The organism is Stenotrophomonas sp. PE591, assembly GCF_018320795.1.
GTDB lineage: Bacteria > Pseudomonadota > Gammaproteobacteria > Xanthomonadales > Xanthomonadaceae > Stenotrophomonas > Stenotrophomonas maltophilia.
In genome coordinates, this window is record NZ_JAAOKO010000002.1 from 888973 (window position 1) to 915375 (window position 26403).

At 67.5% G+C, this 26403-nt stretch carries 21 protein-coding genes; 9 read left to right on the forward strand and 12 right to left on the reverse strand.

Annotated elements, in window-relative coordinates:
* The first annotated feature begins 69 nt into the window (after nucleotides 1–69).
* Entirely contained in the window at nucleotides 70–1356 is a 1287-nt protein-coding gene (gene ptsJ / locus JLDANKMP_RS09535; RefSeq protein WP_212560966.1) for a transcriptional regulator PtsJ, read from the forward strand.
* 32 nt (nucleotides 1357–1388) lie between these two features.
* Here ptsJ and JLDANKMP_RS09540 read toward each other — a convergent pair whose 3' ends face one another.
* The 7 genes from JLDANKMP_RS09540 to JLDANKMP_RS09570 all read right to left on the reverse strand — a co-directional run bounded on the left by JLDANKMP_RS09540 (nucleotide 1389) and on the right by JLDANKMP_RS09570 (nucleotide 10194).
* A complete protein-coding gene (locus JLDANKMP_RS09540) occupies nucleotides 1389–1895 on the reverse strand; it encodes a hypothetical protein (protein ID WP_005410054.1) in 507 nt (168 codons plus the stop codon).
* A 191-nt stretch (nucleotides 1896–2086) separates the two neighbouring features.
* Nucleotides 2087–5197 (reverse strand): error-prone DNA polymerase, encoded by a 3111-nt coding sequence (locus tag JLDANKMP_RS09545; protein ID WP_212560967.1) that lies wholly within the window; start codon nucleotides 5195–5197, stop codon nucleotides 2087–2089.
* Nucleotides 5198–5203: 6 nt separating this feature from the next.
* Complete coding sequence (locus tag JLDANKMP_RS09550) at nucleotides 5204–6613, reverse strand: DNA polymerase Y family protein (protein ID WP_005413788.1); 1410 nt, start codon at nucleotides 6611–6613, stop codon at nucleotides 5204–5206.
* 9 nt (nucleotides 6614–6622) lie between these two features.
* Entirely contained in the window at nucleotides 6623–7237 is a 615-nt protein-coding gene (gene imuA, locus JLDANKMP_RS09555) for a translesion DNA synthesis-associated protein ImuA (protein ID WP_005413787.1), read from the reverse strand.
* A 220-nt stretch (nucleotides 7238–7457) separates the two neighbouring features.
* Nucleotides 7458–8465, reverse strand: a complete 1008-nt coding sequence (locus JLDANKMP_RS09560; RefSeq protein WP_212560968.1) for a cyclase family protein — start codon at nucleotides 8463–8465, stop codon at nucleotides 7458–7460.
* A 35-nt stretch (nucleotides 8466–8500) separates the two neighbouring features.
* The gene (locus tag JLDANKMP_RS09565) at nucleotides 8501–9151 is read right to left on the reverse strand and encodes a DsbA family protein (protein ID WP_005410049.1); all 651 of its coding nucleotides are present in this window, start codon (nucleotides 9149–9151) and stop codon (nucleotides 8501–8503) included.
* A 92-nt stretch (nucleotides 9152–9243) separates the two neighbouring features.
* A complete protein-coding gene (locus JLDANKMP_RS09570) occupies nucleotides 9244–10194 on the reverse strand; it encodes a LysR family transcriptional regulator (protein WP_181453421.1) in 951 nt (316 codons plus the stop codon).
* A gap of 142 nt (nucleotides 10195–10336) precedes the next feature.
* Between JLDANKMP_RS09570 and JLDANKMP_RS09575 the strand changes: the two genes are divergently transcribed.
* On the forward strand, nucleotides 10337–11215 hold the full coding sequence (locus JLDANKMP_RS09575; RefSeq protein ID WP_249336835.1) for a sterol desaturase family protein: 879 nt from the start codon (nucleotides 10337–10339) through the stop codon (nucleotides 11213–11215).
* A 9-nt stretch (nucleotides 11216–11224) separates the two neighbouring features.
* On the opposite strand, the gene JLDANKMP_RS09580 is transcribed toward JLDANKMP_RS09575, so the two are convergent.
* Nucleotides 11225–11929 (reverse strand): AraC family transcriptional regulator, encoded by a 705-nt coding sequence (locus JLDANKMP_RS09580; protein ID WP_212560970.1) that lies wholly within the window; start codon nucleotides 11927–11929, stop codon nucleotides 11225–11227.
* Between the two features lie 379 nt (nucleotides 11930–12308).
* Nucleotides 12309–12743, reverse strand: a complete 435-nt coding sequence (locus JLDANKMP_RS09585; protein ID WP_005410044.1) for a glyoxalase/bleomycin resistance/dioxygenase family protein — start codon at nucleotides 12741–12743, stop codon at nucleotides 12309–12311.
* Nucleotides 12744–13080: 337 nt separating this feature from the next.
* On the opposite strand from JLDANKMP_RS09585, the gene JLDANKMP_RS09590 reads away from it, so the two are divergent.
* A complete protein-coding gene (locus tag JLDANKMP_RS09590) occupies nucleotides 13081–15876 on the forward strand; it encodes a glycoside hydrolase family 3 C-terminal domain-containing protein (protein ID WP_212560971.1) in 2796 nt (931 codons plus the stop codon).
* Nucleotides 15877–15977: 101 nt separating this feature from the next.
* Here the strand turns inward: JLDANKMP_RS09590 and JLDANKMP_RS09595 are convergent, their stop codons facing one another.
* Nucleotides 15978–16874 carry a LysR family transcriptional regulator gene (locus JLDANKMP_RS09595; protein WP_212560972.1) on the reverse strand — a complete coding sequence of 299 codons (897 nt, stop codon included), beginning with the start codon at nucleotides 16872–16874 and terminating at the stop codon, nucleotides 15978–15980.
* Nucleotides 16875–16979: 105 nt separating this feature from the next.
* On the opposite strand from JLDANKMP_RS09595, the gene JLDANKMP_RS09600 reads away from it, so the two are divergent.
* The 3 genes from JLDANKMP_RS09600 to JLDANKMP_RS09610 all read left to right on the forward strand — a co-directional run bounded on the left by JLDANKMP_RS09600 (nucleotide 16980) and on the right by JLDANKMP_RS09610 (nucleotide 20854).
* The gene (locus JLDANKMP_RS09600) at nucleotides 16980–18338 is read left to right on the forward strand and encodes an MFS transporter (RefSeq protein ID WP_212560973.1); all 1359 of its coding nucleotides are present in this window, start codon (nucleotides 16980–16982) and stop codon (nucleotides 18336–18338) included.
* Entirely contained in the window at nucleotides 18338–18724 is a 387-nt protein-coding gene (locus tag JLDANKMP_RS09605; RefSeq protein WP_212560974.1) for a DUF4440 domain-containing protein, read from the forward strand. The genes JLDANKMP_RS09600 and JLDANKMP_RS09605 overlap by 1 nt, the downstream gene beginning before the upstream one ends.
* Nucleotides 18725–18943: 219 nt before the next feature.
* The gene (locus tag JLDANKMP_RS09610; protein WP_043035207.1) at nucleotides 18944–20854 is read left to right on the forward strand and encodes a CocE/NonD family hydrolase; all 1911 of its coding nucleotides are present in this window, start codon (nucleotides 18944–18946) and stop codon (nucleotides 20852–20854) included.
* Nucleotides 20855–21030: 176 nt separating this feature from the next.
* Here JLDANKMP_RS09610 and JLDANKMP_RS09615 read toward each other — a convergent pair whose 3' ends face one another.
* Entirely contained in the window at nucleotides 21031–21495 is a 465-nt protein-coding gene (locus tag JLDANKMP_RS09615) for an SMI1/KNR4 family protein (RefSeq protein ID WP_108242564.1), read from the reverse strand.
* Between the two features lie 248 nt (nucleotides 21496–21743).
* A complete protein-coding gene (locus tag JLDANKMP_RS09620) occupies nucleotides 21744–22697 on the reverse strand; it encodes an AraC family transcriptional regulator (RefSeq protein ID WP_005413776.1) in 954 nt (317 codons plus the stop codon).
* 447 nt (nucleotides 22698–23144) lie between these two features.
* Between JLDANKMP_RS09620 and JLDANKMP_RS09625 the strand changes: the two genes are divergently transcribed.
* The 3 genes from JLDANKMP_RS09625 (at nucleotide 23145) to lldP (ending at nucleotide 26367) form a co-directional block, all read left to right on the forward strand.
* Nucleotides 23145–23903 carry an SDR family NAD(P)-dependent oxidoreductase gene (locus JLDANKMP_RS09625; protein ID WP_212560975.1) on the forward strand — a complete coding sequence of 253 codons (759 nt, stop codon included), beginning with the start codon at nucleotides 23145–23147 and terminating at the stop codon, nucleotides 23901–23903.
* 129 nt (nucleotides 23904–24032) lie between these two features.
* On the forward strand, nucleotides 24033–24485 hold the full coding sequence (locus tag JLDANKMP_RS09630) for an MgtC/SapB family protein (RefSeq protein WP_005413774.1): 453 nt from the start codon (nucleotides 24033–24035) through the stop codon (nucleotides 24483–24485).
* Nucleotides 24486–24708: 223 nt separating this feature from the next.
* Nucleotides 24709–26367 carry an L-lactate permease gene (gene lldP / locus JLDANKMP_RS09635; RefSeq protein ID WP_033833904.1) on the forward strand — a complete coding sequence of 553 codons (1659 nt, stop codon included), beginning with the start codon at nucleotides 24709–24711 and terminating at the stop codon, nucleotides 26365–26367.
* The last annotated feature ends 36 nt before the right edge of the window (nucleotides 26368–26403 follow it).

Genomic DNA, 26403 nt, shown 5'->3' on the forward strand with positions numbered 1-26403 from the left:
CCTCCAATGCAGGGCGGCCAGGGTGGGATACACTGGCACAGGACAAGAGATATTTTGGCATAGGACAAAATGAAAATCACCGGGCACAGTGCCGAGTCGATCTTCGACAGCATCCGTGAGGGCATCGGCGAGGGCCGCTTGCCGGCCGGCAGCGTGCTGCCGCCGGTGCGTGAACTGGCCGAGCAGCTGGGCGTGAACCGCAACACCGTGGCCGCTGCCTACAAGCGCCTGGATGCGGCGGGCCTGGCCAGCACGGCGGGCCGCCGCGGCACGGTGGTGCGTGGCCTGCCGCCGCCGCTGGCGCGCGAGGGCAGTACGCCCGGGCTGGCCCTGCAGGACCTGGCCGGTGGCAATCCGGATCCGCGCCTGCTGCCGAACCTGCGCCTGGCCCCGGCCGCACCGCGGTTGTATGGCGTGGGCACGGTCGACCCGAGGTTGCAGGCGCTGGCGCGCGCCTCGCTGGATGCGGACTGCCCGGCGGGTTATGCGCTGGAGCTGACCCATGGCGCGGTCGATGGCATTGAACGCCTGCTGGCGGCCTGGCTGCTGCCGGGGGATCGCATCGCGGTGGAGGATCCGTGCTTCCTCGGCAGCCTCAATGTGCTCAATGCCGTGGGCCACGCGCCGTTGCCGGTGGCGGTGGACGCGCATGGCATGCAGGTCGAATCACTTCGGCAGGCGCTGGAGGCCGGTGCACGCGCGGTGCTGCTGACCCCGCGTGCGCACAACCCGACCGGGGCCAGCCTGGATGCGAAGCGGGCACGGGCGTTGCGCCAGCTGCTGGCGGCCTACCCGCAGGTGGCGGTGCTGGTCGACGATCATTACGCGCTGCTTTCGCAGCAGGCCTACCACTCGGTACTGCCGCTGGATGGCCGGCGCTGGGCGCTGTTGCGTTCGTTGTCCAAACCGCTCGGCCCCGACCTGCGCCTGGCCTGGTTGGCCTGCGATGAAGAAACCGCGCTGCGGTTGCGGCTGCGATTGGCGTCCGGCACCGGCTGGGTCAGTCATCTGCTGCAGGATGCGGCGACGTCGGTGCTGGCGTCGGCAACGCAGCGGGCGAAGATCGCCTCGGCAGGTGAGCGTTACCAGCAGCGCCTGCAGTCGCTGCAGGAGTTGCTGCGCGCGCGTGGCATGCCGACGCCGCTGCCAATGGAGGGATTGAACCTGTGGCTGCCGTTGTCGGCTGACAGCCATCCTCAGGTGCTGGCACTGGCTTCGCGCGGATGGCATGTGCGGGCGGGCGAAGTGTTCGCGGTGGCGGCGCCGGGACATGGCCTGCGCATCACCTGTGCGGCGCTGGGGACGACGCAGCTGCGGCAGCTGGCCGATGACCTGGCGGCCGTGTGCGGGGTGTAGCGTCGAGCATGGCTCGACGCTACAGAAGCCGATCAGGGCGCGGCGTTGGCGCCAGGGCGCACGTAGTAGGACTGGCCGCTGTCATCGACGAACATCAGCTCCGGCTTGCCCTGCCAGGAGGTGAGCATGGCGCCGGTGTTGTTCTGGTGCTTGACCATCAGGCTGGCGCCGCGATCCGGGTTGGCGACGACCTTGAATACTTCGGTAGTGCCGGTGGCATCGTCGAGGGTGAGCAGGGCTTCGCCGCCGCGGTCGCTGGTGCCATAACCACCACGCTCGGAACCGTCGGGGCCAAGCAGGATCAGGCCAGACAGGGCGGTGGCGCGCGGCCCCTGGGTGCGGCCCTGGCTGAGCGGGTCGGGGACCGGTGCGCCGAGGATCACCCGCGGCTGGCCGCTTGCATCGTGGATGACCAGGCCGCGTGCTTCGATGATGCGCTGTGGCGATTGGCTGCGATGCAGGTTCCAGGCGGTCCAGCCGGAAACAAGCAGGGCGAGGGTGGAGACCACCAGTGTGGTCAGCAGCAGCGCGCGGGGCATCGGGTGGTCCTTCCTTGGATGTGCCGACGATAGCGGATGCAAAAGGGGATGGGTAGAGTCGACTGTCAGTCGACTGCTGTTCGATCAGATCACGGAGATTCCCGCGCTGGCGCGCGCAAGTCGACTGACAGTCGACTCTACCTCTACCTGCTCGACATCACCCAGTGGCCGTTACGCGGTGATTCCCGGCGTCAGTGGAAATCGCGGCTGTGGCTGCGCAGTCCCTGCAGCAGTTCATCCAGGCAATGCATGCGTTGCACGATGACGTGCTGGACGCCATCGACGCGTTCCAGGCGACCATCGATCTGCATCAGCTGGGTATCGACCAGCACCCGGTGCTGGCGATCGGCCAGGTGCCGCCAGACCACGGCGTTGACCATGCCGGTCTCATCCTCGAGCGTGAGGAAGGTGACACCGCTGGCGGTCTGTGGGCGCTGGCGCATGCGTACCAGGCCGGCGATGCGCACGCGACGGCCATGGCCATGGCCCGCCAGTTGCGCGGCATCCAGGCAGCCACGGCTGCGCAGCTGCGCACGCAGGAATGAGATCGGATGGCGGCCGAGGGTGGTGCCGGTGCTGCGGTAATCGGCCTGCATGTCCTCCCAGGCGCTGGGCAGGGGCAACGGCACGCGGGCTTCGGCGGTGGCGCGGGCCTGGTCGAACAGCGGCAGCCGGTTTTCCACGCCGGAGATATCCCAGCGTGCACGATGGCGATGGCCACTGAGCCCACGCAACGCACCGGCATCGGCCAACAGGCCCTGCTGGCGGCGGTCCAGGGCGGTGCGCTGGCACAGGTCGCCGACATCGTCGAACGGGCGCCGCGCACGTTCGCGCATGATGGCCTGCACGGCGGGCTCGTTGCAGCCATCGACCAGGCGCAGGCCGAGCCGGATCGCCGCCGGCCCCTTGCTGAAATCCAGGGTGCAGTCCCAGTCGCTGTGGCGCACGTCCACCGGCAGCACGCGGATGCCGTGCCGGCGCGCGTCCTGCAGCAGCTGGTCGGGGCTGTAGAAGCCCAGCGGCTGGCTGTTGATCAGGCTGGCGGTGAACGCGGCGGGGTGATGGCATTTCAGCCAGCAGCTGTTATAGGTCAGCAGGGCGAAGCTGGCGGCGTGGCTTTCCGGGAAACCGTAATCACCGAAGCCCTTGATCTGCTCGAACAGATGCTCGCCGTACTCGCGGCTGAAGCCGTTCTTGAGCATGCCGGCCAGCAGCTTCTCGCGATGCGGTTCCAGGCCGCCACGGCGCTTCCATGCCGCCATCGAGCGGCGCAGGGCATCGGCCTGGCCCGGCGTGTAGCCGGCCGCTTCCACCGCCAGCTGCATCACCTGTTCCTGGAACAGCGGCACGCCCAGCGTGCGTGCGAATACGCGTTCCAGCTGCGGTGGGTAGAGCGGGTTGTCCGGGTCGTTCAACGCGTCCGGTCCCTGTTCGCGCAGGATCCGGCGCCGCTCCAGATAGGGGTGCACCATGTCGCCCTGGATCGGGCCAGGGCGCACGATCGCCACCTCGATCACCAGGTCATAGAACGTGCGTGGCTGCATGCGCGGCAGCATCGCCATCTGTGCGCGCGATTCGATCTGGAACACGCCGATGGTATCGGCGGCGCAGATCATGTCGAAGGTCTTTGCATCCTTGGGCGGGATCGCATCCATGCGTCCTTCATGCAGGCCGTGCTGCTTCAACATCGCCAGGCATTTGCGGATGGCGGTGAGCATGCCCAGCGCCAGGCAGTCGACCTTCATCAGGCCGGTGGCATCCAGATCGTCCTTGTCCCACTGGATGACGGTGCGGTCGGCCATCGCCGCGTTTTCTACCGGCACCAGGGTCGACAGCGGATGCTCGGAGATGACGAAACCGCCCGGATGCTGAGACAGGTGGCGTGGGAAGTCGATCAGCTCGGCGGTCAATGCCAGCAGCCGCCGCATCAAGGGTGTGTCCGGATCGAAACCGCGCTCGCGGAGGGTTTCCGGCAGTGGGATGTTGCCGCCCCAATGATCCATTGCCGCGCCCAGTTCGTTGACCTGGTCCATCGGCAGGCCGAGCGCACGGGCGACGTCGCGGATCGCGCTGCGGCCACGGTAGCTGATTGCTACTGCGGTCAGTGCGGCGCGCTCGCGGCCATAGCGCTTGAACACGTACTGCAGCACTTCCTCGCGGCGCTCGTGCTCGAAGTCGATGTCGATGTCCGGCGGCTCATTGCGCTCGGCGGAGATGAAGCGTTCAAACAACAGATTGCTGCGCGCAGGATCGATCTCGGTCACGCCCAGCACAAAGCACACCGTCGAATTGGCCGCCGAGCCACGCCCTTGGCAGAGGATGTCCTGGCTGCGGGCGAAGCGCACGATGTCATGCACGGTAAGGAAGTAGGAGGCGTAGTTTTTCTCCCGGATCAACGCCAGCTCATGTTCGATCTGCTTGCGCTGTGCGTCCTTGATGCCTTCTGGCCAACGCCAGGGAATCTTTTCTTCGACCAGCTCGCGCAGCCAGCTGTCCGGGTCATGCCCCTCCGGCACCAGCTCGCGTGGATAGGTGTACTGCAGCTGTTCCAGGGTGAAGTGGCAGCGTTCGGCGATGCGCAGGGTCTCGGCCAGCAGTTCGGCGGGATACAGCTGGGCCAGCGCGGTGCGCGGGCGCAGGTGGCGCTCGCCGTTGGGAAACAGGCGCCAGCCGGCTTCGGCCACGCTGCAACGATGGCGGATCGCGGTCAGCGTGTCCTGCAGGGCGCGGCGGCGTCGCACGTGCATGTGCACATCGCCACTGGCGACCAGCGTCAGGCGGTGGCGTTCGCCGAAGGCCTGCAGCTGCTGCAGGCGGCGTGCGTCGTCGTGCTCGTGGTGCAGTTCCACCGCCAGCCACAGCCGATCATTGAAGCCGGCGCGCAGCAGTTCCAGGTCGGTGGCGGCCGGTTGCCGGTCCAGCCACAGGCACAGCAGGCCGTCGGGCAGGCCGAGCAGGTCCTCGCGCAGGCAACGGTACTCGCCTTTGGCCGCGCGCCGCCGACAGGTAGTGATCAACTGGCAGAGCCCGGCATAGGCGGCCTGGTCGGTGCACAGCAGGGCCAGCTTGGGTCCGTCCTCGACCTGGAATTCGGCGCCGACGATCAGCGCCACGCCATGCGCCTTGGCCGCCTGCCAGGCACGCACGATGCCGGCCAGCGAGCATTCGTCGGTGATCGCCAACGCGCGGTAGCCCTGGCCGGCGGCGCGCGCGAACAGCTCTTCGGCGATCGAAGCACCACGCTGGAAACTGAAGGCCGACAGGCAGTGCAGTTCGGCGTAGCCGGGCAGTTCGCTGTGCATGGCGGCTCAGCCGAACCAGCCGTGCAGCATCCACGGCGCATGCGGATCGTTGCGCTCACGGAAAGCCCAGCCGCGCTGGCCGTGTGCGGTTTCCACCACGTAGTAGTCGCGGCGTGCGTCGGCCTGGTCCCACCAGCCCGATTCGATCCGCTCCGGCCCGGTGACGATGCGCAGCCGCGGATCACGCAGCGGTTGCGGGGTGTCCAGCAACCAGCCAGGGCGCAGCGGCCAGTACGACGGAGGCTTGGCCGCGGGCTGGCTGCCACTGGCGCGTTCGGGGCGATGGTCGGCCTGCACCGCCAGCGGCTGCACGGCGTCATCGCCCAGCCGCGCGCGCAGGCGCTCGCGCAGCTGGTTCCAGGGCATCGCCTGTGCCGGCCGGGTATCGAACAGGTCGCGCGCGGCGGGCACGAACGGTGGCAGCTGTTCGGCCTGCAGGCGCAGTGCGCGGCTGCCGGCCGGCAGGGCGAACGCTTCCATGCGGTTGCGCGCGATCTCGAACAGCAACGCGGGATCGCGTTCCGGTGCCAGCAGGCCGATGGTCAGCACGCTGGCCGGCAGCAGGTCGTGCTCGAAATGCAGGTCGAAGCGCTGCACGCCGCCATCGCGCGAACACAGGAACGCGGCCAGGTCCAGCAGCAGGCGACGCAGCGGAAACAACAGGGCCTGGCTGGATTCGATCTCGTACTCGAATTCGATGCGTGCATCGAAACGGTCCGGTGGCTGGTAGTAGCGCAGTGGCGCGGTGGGTAGCCCACGCAGCGCATCCAGCTGCTGCAGGACCTCGGGGGCAAAGCGCCGGGCCAGGCTGTCGCGCGGCAGCTCGAGCACTGCGCCCAGCGTGCGCAGGCCGGAGCGGCCGAGCACCGTCACCGCCTCGTTGGGCAGGCCGCAGCGCGGCAGGGGCAACTGCGCCAGCGCCGCCGGCAGTTGCTGTGCATCGATGCCGAGGCCGTCGTGGACGTTGGCCAGCACGCGCGCGGCATGTGGGGTAGGTGCGGCCACCAGACGGTGACGGAAGCCGAGTTCGTGCAGTTCGTTGCGCAGCCGCTGCTGGATCGTCAGCCAGTCACCGAACAGGGCGCGGCTGGCGCCGATCTCCAGCACCAGTGCATGCGGGAAATCGAGGCTGACCTGCGAGCTGTAGGCGTAGGCCCAGCTGGCCAGCAGCTGCCGGGTGTGCTGTTCGGCGTTGGGATCGTAATCGTGCAGGTGCATGTCCTGCACCAGCACCTGCGCAGCCGACAGCAGCATGCCCGGGCGCAGCCCGGCTGCGCGTGCCGACGGGCTGACCGCACGCAGTACGCGACGCTGTGCCGGCCCCTGCAGCAGCACCAGTGGGCGCTGCGGATCCGGCTGCAGGCGCAGCACGCTGTCCAGCGCCAGCTGCGGCAACAACAGGCAGGCCCAGTGCATGGCGCGGCCTCAGTGGGCGATGGCCAGCGGCAACGGCTGCGCCGGCGGCAGGCCGCCTCGGCACTTCAGCACCCGCACCTGGCCGTGGTCGAGCTGCAGGCGCAGGCTGGCCGGAGAGGGATTGCGCGCCGCCTGCGCCTCGCGGAACACGAAGCCCAGGCACTGGCCGCTGTCGGCGGCGACCTGCAGCCGGCGCAGGGCGCGATCGTCGGCCTGGTGTGGCCAGCACAGCACCGCCGCGCAGGCGGCAGAGCGCAGGCACTGCTCGGTGGCCCAGAGCGCCTGTTTCGGCGCTGCGTGGATGATCTGCAGCTGGGCCAGGTCCAGCCCGGCTGCCGCCCAGGCCGGGGCATGCGGGCGATAGGGCGGGGCGACCAGCACGATCGGGCGGTCACGCAGGCTCAGCTTGGCCAGCGCCGGCCAGACCAGCGCCAGCTCACCCACCCCAGGCGCCGCCTGCAGTACCTCGCACAGCCCGCTGGTGGGCCAGCCACCGCCGGGCAGGCGTGCGTCCAGTGCCGGGTGGCCGCTGGCCAGGTGGTCGCTGGCCGGCCCCTGGCGGGCCGGGCCGCGCCACAGCTGGCGCCCGTCCAGCAGCCGGTCGAGGGCGACGACGGCACCCATCAGCCGGCCCTCCAGGGGAGGCGCCGGGCGGGCTGGAAACGGCAGGAACGGGCGGAAACAGCGGGCATGGCGCGAGTATCGACGGGCCGGTATCAGGGGCTGAGACCAGACATGCTACTCGTCTTGTGAGTAGAATTACTAATGAAATCGGAGGGTCCGGTTTCAGGTTGCTGAAGGGGGTAAAGGAGTGCCGACCAAGGTCGGCACCCACAGGCCCTGGTTACGGGCGCACCGGCAGCGCCACCGGGCGCAGCGGCGCGGCATCGCCGCCGCGGATCTTCAGCGGGCCGCCGATGAAGGCGAACTCGTAGACCTTGTCGCGGGCCAGTTCGTCCAGCGCCACCAGCTCGATGATCGGCGCGCCCTGCTGGGCCAGCAGGTAGGTGTGCAGCGGCACGTAGTCGTCGGACACCTCCGAGGGGAAGGTCTCGAAGCTGAGGTTGTCGGCACCGACGATCATCGCGCCGCTGTCCTCGACCAGGAAGCGTGCCGCGTCCAGACCCATGCCCGGCGGGTTGGCCATGTAGGCCCTGGGCTGCTCGAACAGGCGCATGCGGCCGGTGCGGATCAGCACCACGTCGCCCTGCTGCAGTTTCACCTTCTGGCGTGCCAGCGCATCCTTCAGGTCCTGGCGGGTGACGCGGTAGCTGTCAGGCAGCATGTCCACGCCCTTGGCGGCGGCCACGTCGATCAGCACGCCACGCGCGATCAGCGGCGGGAACTTCTCGATGCCGGTGACATTCCAGCCACGATCGCCGAGGTGCTTGTCGGCCTCGAAGCCGTTCCAGATCTTCCCGTGGATGCCGAAGTGGTTCAGCGCATCGATGTGGGTGCCGGTGTGGCTGTACATCGAGAACGCGGTGCCGGTGTAGCTGCGGGTGAGGTTCATGGTTTCGCCCACGCCCATCGGGTCGTCCATCACCGTGCCGCGCGGGGTGTGGGTCATCCAGAACTGGTAGTGCGGGTCGCCGGCATCCTGCCAGCTGGGCATGCCGACGTAGTATTCGGTGGCCAGGTCATAGGCCTTGCCGCCGCTGACCCGTGACAGGATCGCCGCACGCGAGGCCTCGGTGATCAGGTTGAGGCGGCCGATCTCGTCCTTCGGCCCCCAGGGGCTGGTGCCGACCTGCTGGCCGGAGGGAACGCGTTCGTGCGCGGACACGGTGGTGGAAGCGGCGGTGCCGGCCAGCAGCAGGGCCAGCGCGGTGCCCAGGGTACGTGGGGTCATGGGAAATCTCCTTGCAGGGTGGGGGGCGGTGCGGCTCAGGCCGCGACCAGGTGCGCCAGGGCCTGGCGCAGTTGCGGCAGCGGCAGGGTCTGCAGGCGCAGGCCGTTGCCGCCGATCACGGTGGGTATGGAACGGATGCCGAGGGCAGCGGCTTCGGCACGATCGGCCTGCACGCGCTGGCGTACTGCGTCGCTGCGCATGTGGTCAACGAAGGCGCCACGTGGATGACCCAGCGATTCGGCGATATCCAGCAGGACTTCGGCATCGCCGATGTTGCGGTGCTGGTGCAGGTGCGCCCACTGCACGGCATCGAACATCGCGCCATGGGCGTCGTTGCCACCGAGCATGCCGGCGGCCTGGCAGGCCAGTGCGCCGAGCCAGCCGGACGGATACTCGAAGTCCTGTGCGCGCATGCCTTCGATATCGATGCGCGCGGTGTCTTCATGCGCGGCGCAGTCGGTCCAGTGGCGCAGGATGATCGCCTTGGCGCGCTCCATCGAGCCGAACACCTCGACCATCTGCGCGCGCGAGTCCTGCAGCACGAAGCTGCGGTGGCGCACCTGGATGCCGAGTTCGGCCGAGACCTGCTGCAGGCGCGGGGCCAGCACGAAGCACCAGCCGCAGACCACGTCGTGGAAGAAATCGACCACCGGCGCGGCGGTGGCGGGGGAAGGAACGGAAGACATCTGCCTGCCATCGGTGAGAGGGGAGGCGGCAGAGTAGGCAGCGCGGCGTGGCCGAAACAGCACGCTGCGGGCAGCTCAGTTTTCGCTGGCGGTTACGAATCCAGGCCGGCGCAGCCGGGCAGCTCGGCGTGCAGGAAATCGATGAACGCACGCACCTTGGGCTGCAGGTGGCGCGACGTGGGGTAGACCGCATGCACGAAGCGTGGCGGATAGCGGTGGTCGGGCAGCACCTGCTGCAGTTCGCCACGGGCCAGTGCCGGTGCCGCCAGGAACGAGGGCAGGGCGCCGATGCCCATGCCGGCCACCAGCAGGTCGCGCAGCAGCAGGCTGTTGTTGACGGTGACGCGCGCCGGCAGGGTGATCGTCACCTGGCCATCGGGGCCGAGCAGCGGCCAGCTGCCGGGCGAGTCGGACAGGCTGTAGGCCAGCACGCTGTGCGCCTGCAGATCGTCCACCGCCTGCGGTGCCGGATGCTGCCGCAGGTAGGACGGGGCCGCGCACAGCACCTGCTGCAGCGACGCCAGCCGGCGCGCCACCAGGCGTGAATCATCCAGCTCGGCACGCAGCCGCAGCGATACATCGAAACCCTCACCGACTGCATCGAGCAGGCGATCTTCCATCACCAGATCCAACGACAGCTGCGGATGCTGCTGCAGGAAGCGTGGCAGCAGCGGCGACAGCGTGCTCAGTGCGAACGACTGCGGCGCATTGACGCGTAGGCGCCCGGCCACGTCGCCGCGCTGTTCGGCGATGCCACGTTCCAATGCGTCCAGCTCGTCGAGCAGGCGGCAGCATTCACGGTAATAGGCGTGGCCGGTCTCGGTCAGGCTCATGCGCCGCGTGGTCCGCTGCAGCAGTACCACGCCCAGATGCGCTTCCAGCGTGCGCAACTGCTTGCTCAGCCCGGCCGGCGACATGCCCAGGTCTTCGGCAGCGCGGGCCAGCCCGCCGCGTTCGACGATGCGGCGGAAGGCACGCATCAGGTTGAAGGAATCCATGCCGGCCCCGGGCGCGATGAGGGCGCCATTGTAGAGCCGCGCCATGCGTGGATGTGGGAAACGCGGCGCCGACCAAGGTCGGCGTCTACCCGGTGCGCGCGGGTTGCGTCGTTTGTTCAAGCCAGCACCCCATACGCGGCGCCAGCATGCAGGCCCCTCACTTTCCGGGTTGCCCATGAAGCACTGGATGCTCCGCCTGTATGCCCCGCTGTTCCTGCTGGGCTTCGTTGCCACTGCCGTCGTCTGGGTCGGCCATTGCCACGGTGATCCGTTGTGGCTGCTGACCTTGCTGGCGGCCGCCATCGCGGTCTCGTTCGCCGCCGAGCGTGCCTGGCCGTACGACCCCGCGTTCAACCACGACCACGGCGACAGCCTGCGTGACACCCTGCATGCACTGGTCAACGAAAGCCTGAACCTGCTGTCGATCGCGGCGGTGCCGCTGCTGGCGGCAATCATTCCGTGGCAGTTGTGGCCGGTGCAGTGGCCATTCGCGCTGCAGGTGCTGCTGGCCATCGTCTGCGCTGATCTCGGCATCACCCTGGTGCACTACGCCAGCCATCGCATCGGCTGGTTGTGGCGGCTGCATGCGGTGCACCACAGCGTCACCCGCATGTACGGCTTCAACGGGCTGATGAAACACCCGCTGCATCAGGCGGCCGAAGCGGTGGGCGGCGTGCTGCCGCTGCTGCTGTTGGGCCTGCCGATGCCGGTGGCTGCGGTGCTGGCTTTCGCCATTGCCATCCAGCTGCTGCTGCAGCACTCCAACGTTGACATACGTCCCGGCGTGCTCGGCCGGGTGATGGCCTGGGCGCCGCTGCACCGCTTCCACCACATGCGTTACGGCACCGCGGGCGACGTCAACTTCGGCCTGTTCCTGACCGCTTGGGACCATCTGCTGGGGACCGCCTTCGATGCGCCGGGTTATCGGCTGCAGCAACGCGACCTTGGCATCGGCAGCCAGCCGGACTATCCGCGCGATTATCCGGGGCAGCTGCTGGCGCCGTTCCGCGAACTGCCGCATGGCGAGGTGCCGGAGTTGCCGGAAGGCCTGCGCAGGCGCGAATGATTGAACATGTCAGGCCGCGTGCAGCTGCAGGCCCTGCAGCTGCGCGGCACCGATGCCGAACATGCGGCGCAGGCTGCGCGAGAGATGGGCCAGATCGGCGAATCCAGCGGCATGCGCACTGTCGGTCAGGTTGTGACCGCTCAGATGATGCATCAGCGCGCGGCGCAACCGTTGCCACAGCACCCAGCCGCGCAGGGTCACCGCCAGCTCGGACTGGAAACGCCGGTGCAGCTGGCTGGTCGACAGGTGCGCGGCTTCGGCAATGTCGGCAGCCGGCACCGGGCCAGGCAGGTGCTGGGCGATCCTGGCCAATGCCGCCTGCACGCGGCGGTCCAGCGGCTGTGGCCGGCTCAACCGTGGCAGCCAGTCGTGCAGTTCCATCGCAGTGCCGGGCAGCGAGTGCAGGTGCTGCTGGATCTGTTTGGGATCGGCATGTGCGGGTTCGAGGAACACCGTGCAGCCCGCTTCCGGCGCCGACAGGATCGCGTGTGTCTGGAAGGAGGGCAGCCACAGCCGCTGGCCCTGCTGCCGTACGCCATCGACCTCGACCTGCCAGGGCGCGCCGTCGCTCAGCAACAGTTGATGGGCGTAGTGCGCGTGGGAGGCGCTGCCACCGGCATGGCCCTGCAGCACGGCCACGTGAGCATCCAGCAGCAACGTGCCATTCCAAGGCAGGGCGGGGGAGGACATGGAGGGATTGTAGATCCACGCCATGCGTGGATGAATCTCCATCGAAATCAAATATTTCGACAATGAAACGAAGAGCATCCACGCATGGCGTGGATCTACTGCAGGTTGCGAGAAATTGTCGAAGGCGGGGTGGGTCCGTTGGCGGGGGCGTGAGCGCCATGGGCCCGAGGCATGCGTCGGGCGGGTTGGGCAGGATGCCCAACCCCGGTCTTGCCGTGTGCGCAGGACAGCGCGCACGAGCAAGCGGCGACCGAGCTTACATGGACGTACTTGCAGCGCCCCCCGCAGCCGGACCCACCCCGCCATCCCACAGGAAGCCCGCTTTTGCTTCGGCTGTTGCTTCTGAGGTTGCCGGCCAGCGGCCGGCACTACCGCGGGTGCCGGGCGCAGCCCGGCCGTCCCCTCACCGGCCGTGCGGATCCGGCCGGTGATGCACGTACTCGACCACCGTGCCATCGGGATGCACCGCGTTGAACGCCGCCCCGGTGGGTACCACCTGCAGCGGGAAGATGATCTCGGCGCCGGCGGCGACCAGTTTGTCGTGATAGGGCCGAACATCATCGACCAGCAGCGTTCCCGTGGTCGAAGTGAACGGCGCCAGCGCCGTCTCGCTGCCCTCGATCAACAGGAACGCACCGACCATCGCCAGACGCAGCCCGGCCTCCGGAAACGGGAACCCCGCATCGGCCACCACACCCTGCAGCTGCTCGTAGAACGCCACGCTGCGCTCCAACTCCCCCGGGGCCACGAACACCCGGATCAACACGCGCGGCGCGCGCTGGCTGGAGGTGTCACAGCGGTCGCGCCAGAGATGGTCGAAGTCGCGATGGACGGTCATGGGCTCGGTTCGTGGCCAGGGACCCTCATTATCGGCAGCCTCGCGCGGCGCGCTGATGACCGCCGGTGATGGCCTGATAACCGCTGGCCGGGTTGCCCCTGTGACTTAGGTCCTGTTGACAGGTGTGAACGCCCTCGCACAATCTTCACAGGATTGGGTCGCCCTGCGCGGTCCGGGCAGGCAGGTTGTCACGCCGGGAGGAGGGTCCCGCGCGCAGACCGGCCCGTCCATCGGCCTGCGGGAAGTTGCCTGGCAACCCCTGCGCGGCATGAACGCTGCACCCTTCGGCGGCACTTTCCCTGGACCGATTGCCTTGGCAACGGAATTACGCCTGCCGATGAAAACGTTTACAAAGCCGCTTGCACTGTCCCTGGCCCTGTCTGCCGCACTGGCCGCCCCGGCCTGGGCCGACCCCGCCGCGTTCACTGTGCTGACCCTGGAACAGGCCCCGACCGCCGAGGCGATGCCGGCCCTGGCCGCCCAGCTGAAGACCCTGCAGGTGGACGCGGTGAGCGTGCGCCAGGTGCAGCGCGGCATCGGCCAGGTCGATCCGCTGCAGGTGCTGGCCGATGGCCTGGGCTACGAGTACCGCTTCATTGCTGCCGGCAAGGACGATGGCCAGACCCAGCGCGGCCAGGCCGTGCTGACCCGGTTGCCGATCGCCGCTGAATCCGGCCCCGACCAGCCGAGCCTGAACTACCTGCGCCTGGACGACGGCCGCCACACCGTGGCGGTCTATACCGATGCCGGTGCAGGTGCGGCGCAGCTGCCGGCGCTGGTCACCCGTTCGCGGCTGGGTGCACCGGCGGTGCTGCTCGGCGCGGTGGCCGGTGAATCGGCCAAGGCCGCAGGCTTCGATCCGGCGCGTGTCGCGCTGGAAGCCGATGCCAGCTATTTCAGCGATGGCTTCCAGGCCGCCAGCAGTGCGCCGTTCAAGGTGGAAGGCAGTACCCTGCGCGCCACCCTGCTGACCCTGGCCTACGCCGCCGACACGCATGGCGACAGGCCGTGGATGGACACCACCCTCAACGCCGACGCGCGCGCTGCGCTGCTGCTGAAGGCGATGACCGAGGATGAGAAGTTCCAGATGCTGCACAGCTACTTCGGGCTGGGCAAGGACGGTGGCCCGCTGCCGGAAGGCGCAGTCGGTTCGGCCGGTTTCGTGCCGGGCGTGGCGCGGCTGGGCATTCCGTCGCAGCAATCGGCCGATGCCGGCGTCGGCGTGACCAATCCGGGTGGCATCCGCCCGGGCGATTTCGCCACGGCGATGCCGTCGGGCCCGTCCACCGCATCGAGCTGGAACCGTGAAGTCGCCTTCGCCGGTGGCGCCACGATGGGCCGCGAGGCATGGCAGCAGCGCTTCAACATCCTGCTGTCGGGCAGCGTCAACCTGCAGCGCGACCCGCGCAACGGCCGCAACTTCGAATATGCCGGTGAAGATCCGCTGCTGGCCGGCTCGATGGTTGGCGCGCTGATCCAGGGCGTGCAGAGCCAGCACGTGATCTCCTCGATGAAGCACTTCGCGCTGAACGACATGGAGACCCGCCGCAACTTCCACGACGTGCGCATCGGCGAACAGGCCATGCACGAGTCGGACCTGCTGGCCTTCGAGATCGCGCTGGAAGCCGGTCGCCCGGGCGTGGCGATGTGCTCGTACAACAAGATCAACGGCACCTACGGCTGCGAGAACGGCTACCTGATGAACCAGGTGCTGAAGCAGGAATGGAAGTTCCCCGGTTTCGTGATGTCCGACTGGGGCGGCGTGCACAGTGGTTCGAAGGCGGCGCTGGCTGGCCTCGATCAGCAGTCGGCCGGTGAAGTGTTCGACGCGGCAGTGTTCTTCGACGAACCGCTGCGCCTGGCCCTGCACGGCGGCGTAGTGCCGCAGGCGCGCCTGAACGACATGGTGGCGCGCATCCTGCGCACGATGTTCCTGCATGGCAACTTCGACAACCCGCCGCAGCACCAGAAGGTCGATGCCGAGGCCGGTTTCGCCGTCGCCCAGCGCACGGTGGAAGAAGGCAGCGTGCTGCTGCGCAATGAGGGCAACCTGCTGCCGCTGGCCGACAGCGTGAAGCGCATCGTCATCATCGGCGGCCATGCCGACAAGGGCGTGATCGGCGGCGGTGGTTCGTCGATGGTGGGCGTCACCGCCAAGGGCACCAATGCGGTGCCGGGCGTGATGCCGACCACCTGGCCGGGCCCGGTGATCTTCCATCCGTCCTCGCCGCTGGAATCGCTGCGTGCGGCGCGCCCGGACGCGACCATCGAGTATGTGGACGGGACCAATGCCGCCGCTGCGGCCAAGGCCGCCGCGCAGGCTGACGTGGCCATCGTGTTCGCCACCCAGTGGGCCGCCGAATCGGTGGACCTGCCGGACATGCAGCTGCCGGACAACCAGGATGCCCTGATCTCGGCAGTGGCCAAGGCCAACCCGAAGACCGTGCTGGTGCTGGAAACCAATGGCCCGGTGCGCACGCCGTGGCTGGCGCAGGTGCCGGCGGTGCTGCAGGCCTGGTACCCGGGCATCCGCGGTGGCGAAGGCATCGCCGCGCTGCTGACCGGCCAGGTCAATCCGTCGGGCCGCCTGCCGGTGACCTGGGTGACGGACGAATCGCAGCTGCCACGCCCGCACATCGACGGCCTCGGCTTCAAGCCGGCCAAGCCGTTTGGTGATGTGTTCGATTTCGATATCGAAGGCGCCAACGTCGGCTACAAGTGGATGGCGGCCAAGGGTCTGACCCCGACCTTCGCCTTTGGCCATGGCCTGTCCTACACCTCATTCGCCTATGAGAACCTGAAGGTGAGCGTGGAGGGCTCGCGCCTGGTCGCCAGCGTCGACATCCGCAACACCGGCAAGCGTGCCGGTGCCGACGTGGCGCAGCTGTACCTGAAGTTGCCGGCCGGCAACACCACGCCGATCCGCCTGATCGGCTATGACAAGGTGAACCTGCAGCCGGGCGAACAGCGCCGCATCCGCATCGAAGCCGAGCCGAAGACCCTGGCCCACTACGATGCACAGGCGCGCCAGTGGAAGATCGACGGCGGCACCTACCAGGTGCAGCTGTCGCGCAATGCGGCCGAACCGCTGCAGAGCGTGGACGTGCAGCTGGTGGAGCAGGTGCTGCGCTGATGCCTGAAGACACGGCCCGCACAGGGCCGTGTCTGAAAAAGGGGAAGGAGGGGATTAAGTCGTTTATGCACAAACGACTTAATCCCCTCCGTCCCCATTTTTCATTTGCCAAACCACCCGCGCAGGAAATCGATCAGCTGCCGTACCTTCGGTGAGGGCTGCGTGCTGTGCGGGTAGACCGCGTACACGCTCTGCTGCGGGAAGCGGTGCTGGCACAGCACCGGGCGCAGCCGGTCCTGGGCCAGGTCGTCCTCGATCAGCCAGCGTGGCAGCACGGTGACCCCGGCGCCGGCCACGGCGAAGGCACGCAGGCTGCTGGCACCATCTACGCGCACCACCGCATTGCCCGGGTTGGTGGCAAACAAGGCGTCGCTGCCGTCGGGCGCGACCACGGGCACGTCGGCCAGGCGCGGGTAGCCGAGGCGGGGCAGGGTGCCCAGCTGCACGGGGTCGTCGGCAGCATCGGCAGAGGGCAGGCGTGCCAGTAGGGACGGAGCCGCCACCGCGCACAGCGGATGCCGTTCCAGTTCGCTGGCATGCAGCCCTGAATCTGGCAGGCGGCCGAGGCGGATCGCCAGATCGAAGCGTTCGGGAATCAGGTCGGCCGGTGCCGGTGAGGTCGACAGGTGCAGCTGCAGCGCCGGATGCCGCGCACGGAAGGCTTCCAGTGCTGGAATCAAGCGTAGCTGGGCGTACTCCGGCGTGGTGGTCAGGCGCAGTACGCCCTGCAGCTGATGCTGGTCGCGACGCGCTGCATCGATCGCCGCCTGTGCGGCATCGAGTGCCTGCACGCAGTGCTGCAGGAACTGTTCACCGGCCTCGGTCAGCGCCAGGTGGCGGGTACTGCGCAGCAGCAGGGTCACGCCCAGCTCCTGTTCCAGCCGCTTCAGGTTGAAGCTGACCACCGCGCGGCTCAGGCCGAGCCGATCAGCTGCTGCGGTCAGGCTGCCGGCCTCGACCACGGCGCGGAAGATATCGAAGCGATCGAGGCTGACCATGGCAATTCATTGTCAAAGTGGATTTGACAGTGTTGCAGCTGCTGGCGTGTTTTTCCAACAAGGCCCGCACGGCATGCTGGCCGCTTCCCTGCTGGAGCGCCGCCGATGCCGTCCCCCCGCCTGCGCCATGAGGCGATCTTCCTGCTGGTGTTCGCCCTGGATCTGGTCAACATGTTCATCGCCACGGTGGCCTATCCGGCACTGGCAGCGGAACTGCACGCTGATGTCGGTACCCTGGCCTGGGTGGGCACCGCCTACATGCTGGGCCTGAGCGTGGTGATTCCGCTGGCGCCTTGGTTGGCCGCGCGCTGTGGTGAGCGTCGCCTGCTGCTGGTGGCGTTGCTGTTGTTCGCGGTTGCCGCTGTGCTGGCCGGCGCCGCACCGGGTATCGGCTGGCTGCTGGGCTGGCGCCTGCTGCAGGGGCTGGCCGGTGGCCTGCTGATTCCGGTGGCACAGGCGGCAGCGTACCGACAATGCACGTCCGACCAGCGTGGCGCGCTGACCCGCCGCATCCTGCTGGTGGCGCTGCTGGTGCCGGCACTGGCGCCCGCGCTCGGTGGGCTGCTGGTGCAGTGGTTGTCCTGGCGCGGCGTGCTCTGGGCCAGCCTGCCGTTGGCGGTGGTGGCGATCAGCCTGGTGTTGGCCTGGATGCCGGCCGATGGCGCGCGCAGTGCGCCGCGCCTGCAGGCCTATGCGCTGTCCACCGCGATGCTGGCGCTGGGCGCGCTGCTGCTGGCGTTGACCTGGCTGGGTGAACCCGGCTATCGGGCCGCCGGGGCCGTACTGCTGTTGATCGCAATGCTGTTGGCGGCGGCCCACCTGCGGCATGCACGGCAGCAGACGCAGCCCCTGCTGCGCTGGTCGCTGCTGTCCCATCGGGGCCTGCGCCTGGCGATGCTGGTCTATCTGGCAGTGCCCGGTGTGTTCATCGGCAGCCAGCTGGTCAGTACCCTGCAGCTGCACCAGGCCGGTTACAGCGCGGCACGCATCGGCGCGTTGATGCTGCCCTGGGCGCTGGCCTCGGCCATTGCGATCACGGCCAGCAAGCGCCTGCTGGCGCGCTTCGGCCCGGCCACGGTACTGCGTGCCGGCATGCTGCTGCAGGCCAGCGGCCTGCTGTTGATGGCGCTGTTGCCGCAGCCGGCCTTCGCCTTGGCCGCGCTGTTGTTCGCGCTGATGGGCGCCGGTGGCAGCCTGTGCAGCAGTACCGCGCAGACGCTGGCTTTCCACGGCGTGGAGGGTGAAGCGCTGGGCGATGCCAGTGCCCTTTGGAACCTCAACCGTCAGCTCAGTTTCTGCCTTGGTACTGCCGCCATTGCGCTGTTGCTGGCGCTGGCCATGCAGTGGCTGCCAGCACGCGCCACCAGCGTGGCTCTGGGTCTGGCCGCCGCAATGACGCTGTTGCCGATGGCGCTGTTGCGCCACTCGCACTCTGTTTCCCTTTCGCAACCCGAGAATGCCTGATGGATATCACCGCAGAACATGAAGTCCACCACCTGCACGACAAGCTGCAGGCCTGGTTCCGTGCCGATGTCGGCGCCGATGCGCTGGACGATCTGATGGCGCATTTCTGCGCGGACTTCAGCATGGTCGGCATCGCGGGTCGCAGACTGGACCGGAATGCCGTGCAGGCGCTGTTCGAGGGAGGCCATGGCGCGCGCCCCGGGCTGCGGATTTCCATCGACGCCGTGCACGGGGTGGAAGCGCCTTCACCGCTGGCGGTGCTGCGCTATCGCGAAGGGCATTCGCTCGATGGCGGCCAGCCCACATGGCGAGAGTCGCTGGCGGTGCTGCGCCAGGAGCAGGGGCGTTGGTGTTGGCTTGCGTTGCACGAAGTGCCGATGGCCTGACCGGTTGCCGGCCGCTGGCCGGCAACCGCGTAACGCACCCCGGGATCATGAAGTTGCCGGCCAGCGGCCGGCACTACCGGTCGTTGGCGAGCGCGGCGGCACTGCGGGCACATGTGCCATCAGTCCTGCCTGCATCCGCCGCAGAATGCAAAGCCCGCCCACACCTCACGGCTCAAGGCAGGAGTAGGCTTGAGGCTTTCCTGCCGGGAGGGGTTGTCCATGCGTGTGCGTGCCGTCGCTGTAGCCATTGCCCTTTGCCTGTCCAGCACCGTGCTGGCCGCCGATACCCCGCCGATGACCCCGGACATCAGCGGCAAGCCCTTCGTTGCCCCCGATGTCGGTCGTGACTACGACAAGCGCGTGGTGATGGTGCCGATGCGTGATGGCACCAAGCTGTATACGGTGATCGTGGTGCCCAAGGGCGCCCGCAATGCCCCGATCCTGCTGACCCGCACCCCCTACGATGCCGCTGGCCGCGCCAGCCGCAGTGATTCGCCGCGCATGCGCGACCTGCTGCCGCAGGGCGACGAGGTGTTCGTCGACGGCGGTTACATCCGCGTGTTCCAGGACATCCGTGGCAAGTACGGCTCCGAAGGCGATTACGTGATGACCCGGCCGTTGCGCGGGCCGTTGAACAACACCAAAGTCGACCACTCCACCGACGCCTGGGACACCATCGACTGGCTGGTGAAGAACGTGCCGGAGAGCAATGGCAAGGTCGGCATGCTCGGCTCGTCGTACGAGGGCTTCACCGTGGTGATGGCGCTGACCGACCCGCATCCGGCGCTGAAGGTGGCCGCACCGCAGAGCCCGATGGTCGATGGCTGGATGGGCGACGACTGGCTCAACTACGGTGCGTTCCGCCAGGTCAACTTCAACTATTTCGCGATGCAGACCGAGAAGCGCGGCAAGGGTACGCCGCTGCCCAGCCTCGGCTATGACGACTACAGCACTTTCCTGCGGATCGGTTCGGCTGGCGACTACGCGCGCTTCACCGGCGTGGACCAGCTGACCTGGTGGAAGAAGCTGGTCGAGCACCCGGCCTATGACGGCTTCTGGCAGGGCCAGGCACTGGATGCGGTGATGGCGAAGACACCGCTGAAGGTGCCGACCATGTGGCTGCAGGGCCTGTGGGACCAGGAGGACATGTGGGGCGCCAACCACGCCTACCAGGCAATGGAAGGGCGCGACAGCGGCAACAACCGCAATTACCTGGTGATGGGGCCGTGGCGGCACAGCCAGGTGAACTACAGCGGCAGTGAGCTGGGCGCGCTGAAGTTCGACGGCGATACCGCGCTGCAGTTCCGCCGTGATGTACTCAAGCCGTTCTTCGACCAGTACCTGGTGGACGGTGCGCCGAAGGCGGACACGCCGCCGGTGCTGATCTACAACACCGGCGAAAACCACTGGGATCGCCTGAAGGGTTGGCCGCGCAGCTGCGACAAGGGCTGTGCAGCCAGCAGCAAGCCGTTGTACCTGCGGGCCGGCGGCAAGCTGGCATTCCAGGCGCCGGCGGCGGGCGAGGGCGACTTCGAGGAGTACGTGTCCGACCCGGCCAAGCCGGTGCCGTTCGTGCCGCGCCCGGTCCGCTTCGGTGACCGCGACATGTGGACCACCTGGCTGGTCAAGGACCAGCGCTTTGTCGATGGCCGCCCGGACGTGCTGACCTTCATCACTGAACCGCTGACCGCGCCGTTGCGCATCGGCGGCGCGCCGGTGGTGCACCTGCAGGCCTCGACCAGTGGCACCGACAGCGACTGGGTGGTGAAGCTGATCGACGTGTATCCGGACCAGGAAGCGTCGACGCCGGAGATGGGGGGCTACGAGTTGCCGGTGTCGCTGGCGATCTTCCGCGGCCGCTACCGCGAGAGCTTCAGCGACCCGAAGCCGCTGGCGGCGAACCAGGTGCTGCCGTACCGTTTCGACCTGCCCAACGCCAACCACACGTTCCAGAAGGGCCACCGGGTGATGGTGCAGGTGCAGTCCAGCCTGTTCCCGCTGTACGACCGCAACCCGCAGACCTACGTGCCGAACATCTACCTGGCCAAGCCAGGCGATTACCAGAAGGCCACGCAGCGGGTCTGGCACAGCGCCGCGCAGGCGAGCTACATCGATCTGCCGGTGTATTGAGGCGGAGAGGATGACGCCGGGCATGGCCCGGCAGCACGTGGTAGTGCCGGCCGCTGGCCGGCATCCGCGATGGCGCAGGAGCGTGTCGACCAAGGTCGACACCTACCAAGGCTGGGCCATGGCAGGTCGATTCAGGCGGGTGTGGTAGTGCCGGCCGCTGGCCGGCATTTCTAAGCTCAAGGATAAATGTTGTCGCTCGTCAGCAGCCCGCTGTCGAACTTCCGAAAGAGTTCGGCGATAGATTCGGCGATGGGCTTTCCCCGGCTGATGTCGAGATCGCCCAGATCGAATGAGACGATCTGTCCGCGACTGAGCGGGCAGAGAACCAGCGCGATGAGCGTCGATCCACCGTCCGTTCCAATGCCCATCAGGGAGTCGCCAAGATAACGCCGGATCTGGTAGCTGCGGTTGAGCTGAATGATGCTGGCGACGGACCATAGGTCGACATAAGCATGAGGGAACACGCAGCGCCCACCGTTTGACCAACGCAGGAGCTGTATGAAATCCTCTGAAATTGCTGCCTCGCTCCAATGTGCCTGTAAGCTGCGTAGATCGTCCGCATGCGCGCCTGTCTCGGGTAGCCATGGACTTTGGATGCATCGGATGAAGTAAGGCGTGCTTGGTTGATCTCGGTTGTCCACGAGAAGTCCCTGTAGTCAGCCCTACTACGATGCCGCGGCCCATCTTTCGCGGCAATGGGCATATGCGACATGCGCAAAGATGTGCCGGGAATATGATCGCTTCCAGCGCGTGTCGACCAAGGTCGACACCTACCAGTGCTTGGCCATGGCATGTCGATTGCGGCGGCGGTAGTGCCGGCCGCTGGCCGGCATCCGCGATGGTGCGGGAGCGTGTCGACCAAGGTCGACACCTACCGGAGCGGGGATCCTCACCCCACCTTCGAAGGGCCCGTGCGCCAGCGGCTGGGGACCAGGCCGAAACGCTTGCGGAATGCCGCGGCGAAGTTGCTGGGGTGGCGGTAGCCGCTGGCGGCGGCGGCCTGCTCGACCGTCCAGCCGTCCTCGCGCAGGCCCTGTTCGGCGTGGCGCATGCGCTGCTCGTGCAGGTAGTCGAACACCGAGCAGCCGTACTGCTGGGCGAAATGACGGCGCAGCGAGCTGGGGCTCATGCAGGCCAGCTGGGCCAGCTCGACCAGGCTGTGGGCGTGACTGGGGTCGTCATGCAGGTAGGCACGCACGCGCTCCAGGCGCTCGCGCTGGCCGGCCCGCAGCGTTCGTACAGGGTCGGTCTGCAGATCCTCGGCCTTCAGGCCAACGGCCAGCAGCTGCAGAGCAACGCCCTCGCGCCACAAGGCGTCGATGCCATCTTCCCATGGGCTGTCGAACAACTGGCCGAGTACCGGCAGCAGGGTATGCGGAATGGCCCAGTGGCGGCATTCCAGGTGGCTGTTGAGCGCGGTCTCCAGCTGCGGCAGATGGAACAGATCCGGATCGATCTGGCCGGGCACCATGACGCTGACGCCGCGCATGCGCGTTTCGCCGGGATGCGCACCGGTCATCTCGACCTGCTCGCGGTGGTGCGCGGTCATCGCCGTGCCGGCGCGCAGGGTGAAACCACCGCGTCGCGGAATGCGCACATCGACCTGGCCCTGCAGCATCACGCGGATGGCCAGGCCGGGACTCTGCTGGGCGGTCGCTACATAAGGAAAGCGATTATGGACGTCGGAGGCGATCAGGCTCATGCCGCCGCGCAGGAACTGCTCGTTGACCTCGCCATGGCCGGCCCACTGGTCGTCGCGCAGGTGTTCGGGGTCAGCGCGGTAATCGAAGCCATGACGGTGGCCGAAGCGGCGGTAATCGGCAAAAGTGAAGTATCGGGACATCGCTCGGCACGTACTTTGGAGGTGGACGCTGGCATTACCTCGCCCACGCGCTCTGCAACGCAGATGCAGATCCGGTCGTTACCCGCGCAGGCATGCTGGGAAGCAGTGGCGTGGGCACTCTGGATGGCTGGGAAAACGCCAGGTTGAATGGAGTGTGTCGAAGAAACTGGAAACGTTTCCCATTGTCGCCTTGATTCGCGCGCTTTTGATTCCAATAGGGTCAAAACGATTGACGATTACGGCCAAAGTGAAAATGCCGCCGAGCATACGCCGGCGTTTTGCATGCATATCCGTACGCAATTCCATACATCAACTTGAGTTGAGGTTTCATGGCTGGAACGATCGCCCGTAGACGCGGTGTCAGCCAGGCCATCACAGGCACGCGCGTAGGGTGGGCCAGTTGGCTGCTGCAGGCCACTTCGATACCCCCACTGATGGAGAACGCAGATGATTGACTACCAACTCACCGGCAAGACCGCGATCGTGACCGGCGGCGTGTCCGGCATTGGTCTGGCCGTGGCGCAGACCCTGGCGGCGTCCGGCGCGCGGATCTCGGTCTGGGACCTGAAGCAGGATGCGGTGGATGCCACCGTGGCGCAGTTGCGCAGCACCGGCGCACAGGCCATCGGCATCGCGCTGGACGTCACCGACGATGCAGCGGTGGAGGCGGCGGTGCAGCGCACGATCAAGGAACTCGACGGTCTGCATGTGGCGGTCAACAACGCCGGTATCGGCGGGCCGGCCGCCAGCAGCGGTGACTATCCGATCGATGGCTGGCAGCGGGTCATCGACGTCAACCTCACCAGCGTGTTCCTGTGCCAGCGTGCGCAGATCCGGGCAATGCGAGCCGCTGGAACCGGCGGCAGCATCATCAACATGGCCTCGATCCTGGGCCAGGTGGGGTATGCCGGTTCCACCGCTTATGCGGCGGCCAAGCACGGCGTGGTCGGGCTGACCCAGACAGCCGCGTGGGAACATGCCGCCGACGGCATTCGTGTCAACGCGGTCGGCCCGGGCTTCATCAGCACACCGCTGCTGGAGAAGATGGACCCGAAGGTGCGCGCCACGCTGGAAGGCCGTCACGCCTTGAAGCGGCTGGGTACGGCCGAGGAGGTGGCGGCGCTGGTGGCCTGGCTGGCCAGCGACGATGCCTCGTTCGCGACCGGCGCGTACTACGCCATCGACGGTGGCTACCTGGCGCAGTGAGCGAATGCGGTCAGTAGATCCACGCCATGCGTGGATGAAAGCGTGCGGTGAAGAAGGCGTGCCATCGCCTTCACCGCCGTCCCACGACCGCCGAGCAACGCTCCGGGAAAAACCCCCGGAGCCTTTGCCATGGAACTCACCCAGGATGTCTCGATCCTGCTGCGCGTTGCCGCAGCGATGCTGTTCGGCGGCGTGCTCGGCGTCGAGCGCGAGATGGGCAAGCACGCCGCTGGCCTGCGTACGCACATGCTGATCGCAGGGGCCGCCGCGTTGATCGTCGGCCTTGGCGACTCGGTGGCCGAGCATTTCCAGCAGGAGCGCTACCGCGACCTGCTGCAGGTTGATCCGGTACGCCTGATCGAAGCGGTGGTGGCCTGTGTCGGCTTCGTTGCCGCTGGCACCATCCTGCGTGGGTCACGCGAGGACCAGGTCAGCGGCCTGACCACGGCCAGCTCGTTGATCATGGCGGCGGCCATCGGGATTGCGGTGGGGATCAGCAAGTACGTGATTGCAATCGGCGTGAGCGTGCTGTGCGTGCTGGTGCTGGCGGTGATGCGGCGGTTGGAGAAACGGATCTCGTAGGGAATCTCGAATTGCCGGCCAGCGGCCGGCACTACCATGCGGACTAAATGGTCGGACCAATATGGCATCTAGCCCTATGGTCTAATAGGTTCCTCGCCGGAGTGGCGGTTAAATCCGCTGCAAGTGGTCTGATCGAAACCATTATTGGTACGACCAATAATCGACAGCCACGGCGACCCACCGCCTGCGGTGGGGCACCTTCCGCATCCAGTCGAGAGTCTTCATGCAGCCCTGGCAACACCTGTACGACCCCGCCGGCAACCTGTGGTTGTCGAGCCTGATCGCGCTGCTGCCGATCGCGTTCTTCTTCGTTGCCCTGGCCGTGCTGCGCATGAAGGGCTGGCTGGCCGGCACGATCACCGTGGCCATCGCACTTGGCGTGGCGCTGCTGTTCTACCGCATGCCGTTGAGCCAGGCGCTGGGTGCGGCCGGCTTCGGCTTCGTCTACGGCCTGTGGCCTATTGCCTGGATCATCATCGGCGCGGTGTTCCTCTACAAGGTCTCGGTCAAGACCGGTCAGTTCGACATCATCCGCGCTTCGATCCTGTCGGTGACCGAAGACCAGCGCCTGCAGATGCTGATGGTCGGCTTCGCCTTCGGTGCCTTCCTGGAAGGCGCGGCCGGTTTCGGTGCGCCAGTGGCGATCACCGCGGCACTACTGGTCGGGCTGGGCTTCAAGCCGCTGTACGCCGCCGGCCTGTGCCTGATCGTCAACACCGCGCCGGTGGCGTTCGGTGCAATGGGCATTCCGATCATCGTGGCCGGGCAGGTCACCGGCCTGGATGCCTTCGAGATCGGCCAGATGGCCGGCCGCCAGCTGCCGTTCCTGACCGTCATCGTGCTGTTCTGGATCATGGCGATCATGGATGGCTGGCGTGGCATCAAGGAAACCTGGCCGGCGGTGCTGGTGGCCGGCGGCTCGTTCGCCATTGCGCAGTACCTGACCTCGAACTTCATCGGCCCGGAGCTGCCGGATATCACCGCCTCACTGGCGTCGCTGGTCTGCCTGACCCTGTTCCTGCGCCGCTGGAAGCCGGTACGGATCTTCCGCTTCGATACCGAAACCAGCGCCGAGGCGGCCGCACAGGCACTGGAGGCGCCGCGCTACAGCGTCGGCCAGATCGCCAAGGCGTGGTCGCCGTTCCTGATCCTCACCGCGATGGTCACGCTGTGGAGCATCAAGCCGTTCAAGTCGCTGTTCGCGGCAGGCGGCCCGCTGGAAGGCTGGGTGCTGAAGCTCCCGGTGCCGGGCCTCGACCAGAGGGTGCAGAAGATGCCACCGATCGTGGACGCGCCGCTCAGCTATGAGGCGGTCTACAAGTTCGACTGGTTCTCGGCCACCGGCACCTCGATCATCCTCGCGGCGGTGATCGCGATCATCGCGCTGCGCATGCCGGCCCGGTCGGCGCTGCAGACCTTCGGCGAAACCGTGCGTGAGCTGCGCATGCCGATCTACTCGATCGGCATGGTGCTGGCCTTCGCCTTCATCGCCAACTATTCGGGCCTGTCGGCAACGCTGGCGCTGGCATTGGCGCACACCGGAGACGCGTTCCCGTTCTTCTCGCCGTTCCTGGGCTGGCTGGGCGTGTTCCTGACCGGCTCGGACACCTCGTCCAATGCGCTGTTCTCGGCGCTGCAGGCGACCACCGCACAGCAGATCGGCGTGTCCGACGTGCTGCTGGTGGCGGCCAACACCACCGGCGGCGTCACCGGCAAGATGATCTCGCCGCAGTCGATCGCCATTGCCTGCGCGGCGGTTGGCCTGGCCGGCAAGGAATCGGACCTGTTCCGTTTCACGGTCAAGCACAGCCTGGTCTTCACCACCATGGTCGGCCTGATCACCCTCGCCCAGGCCTACTGGCTGACCTGGATGATCCCCTGAGCCATGCACGGCCGGCCGACCACGCGCTGGGTGCTT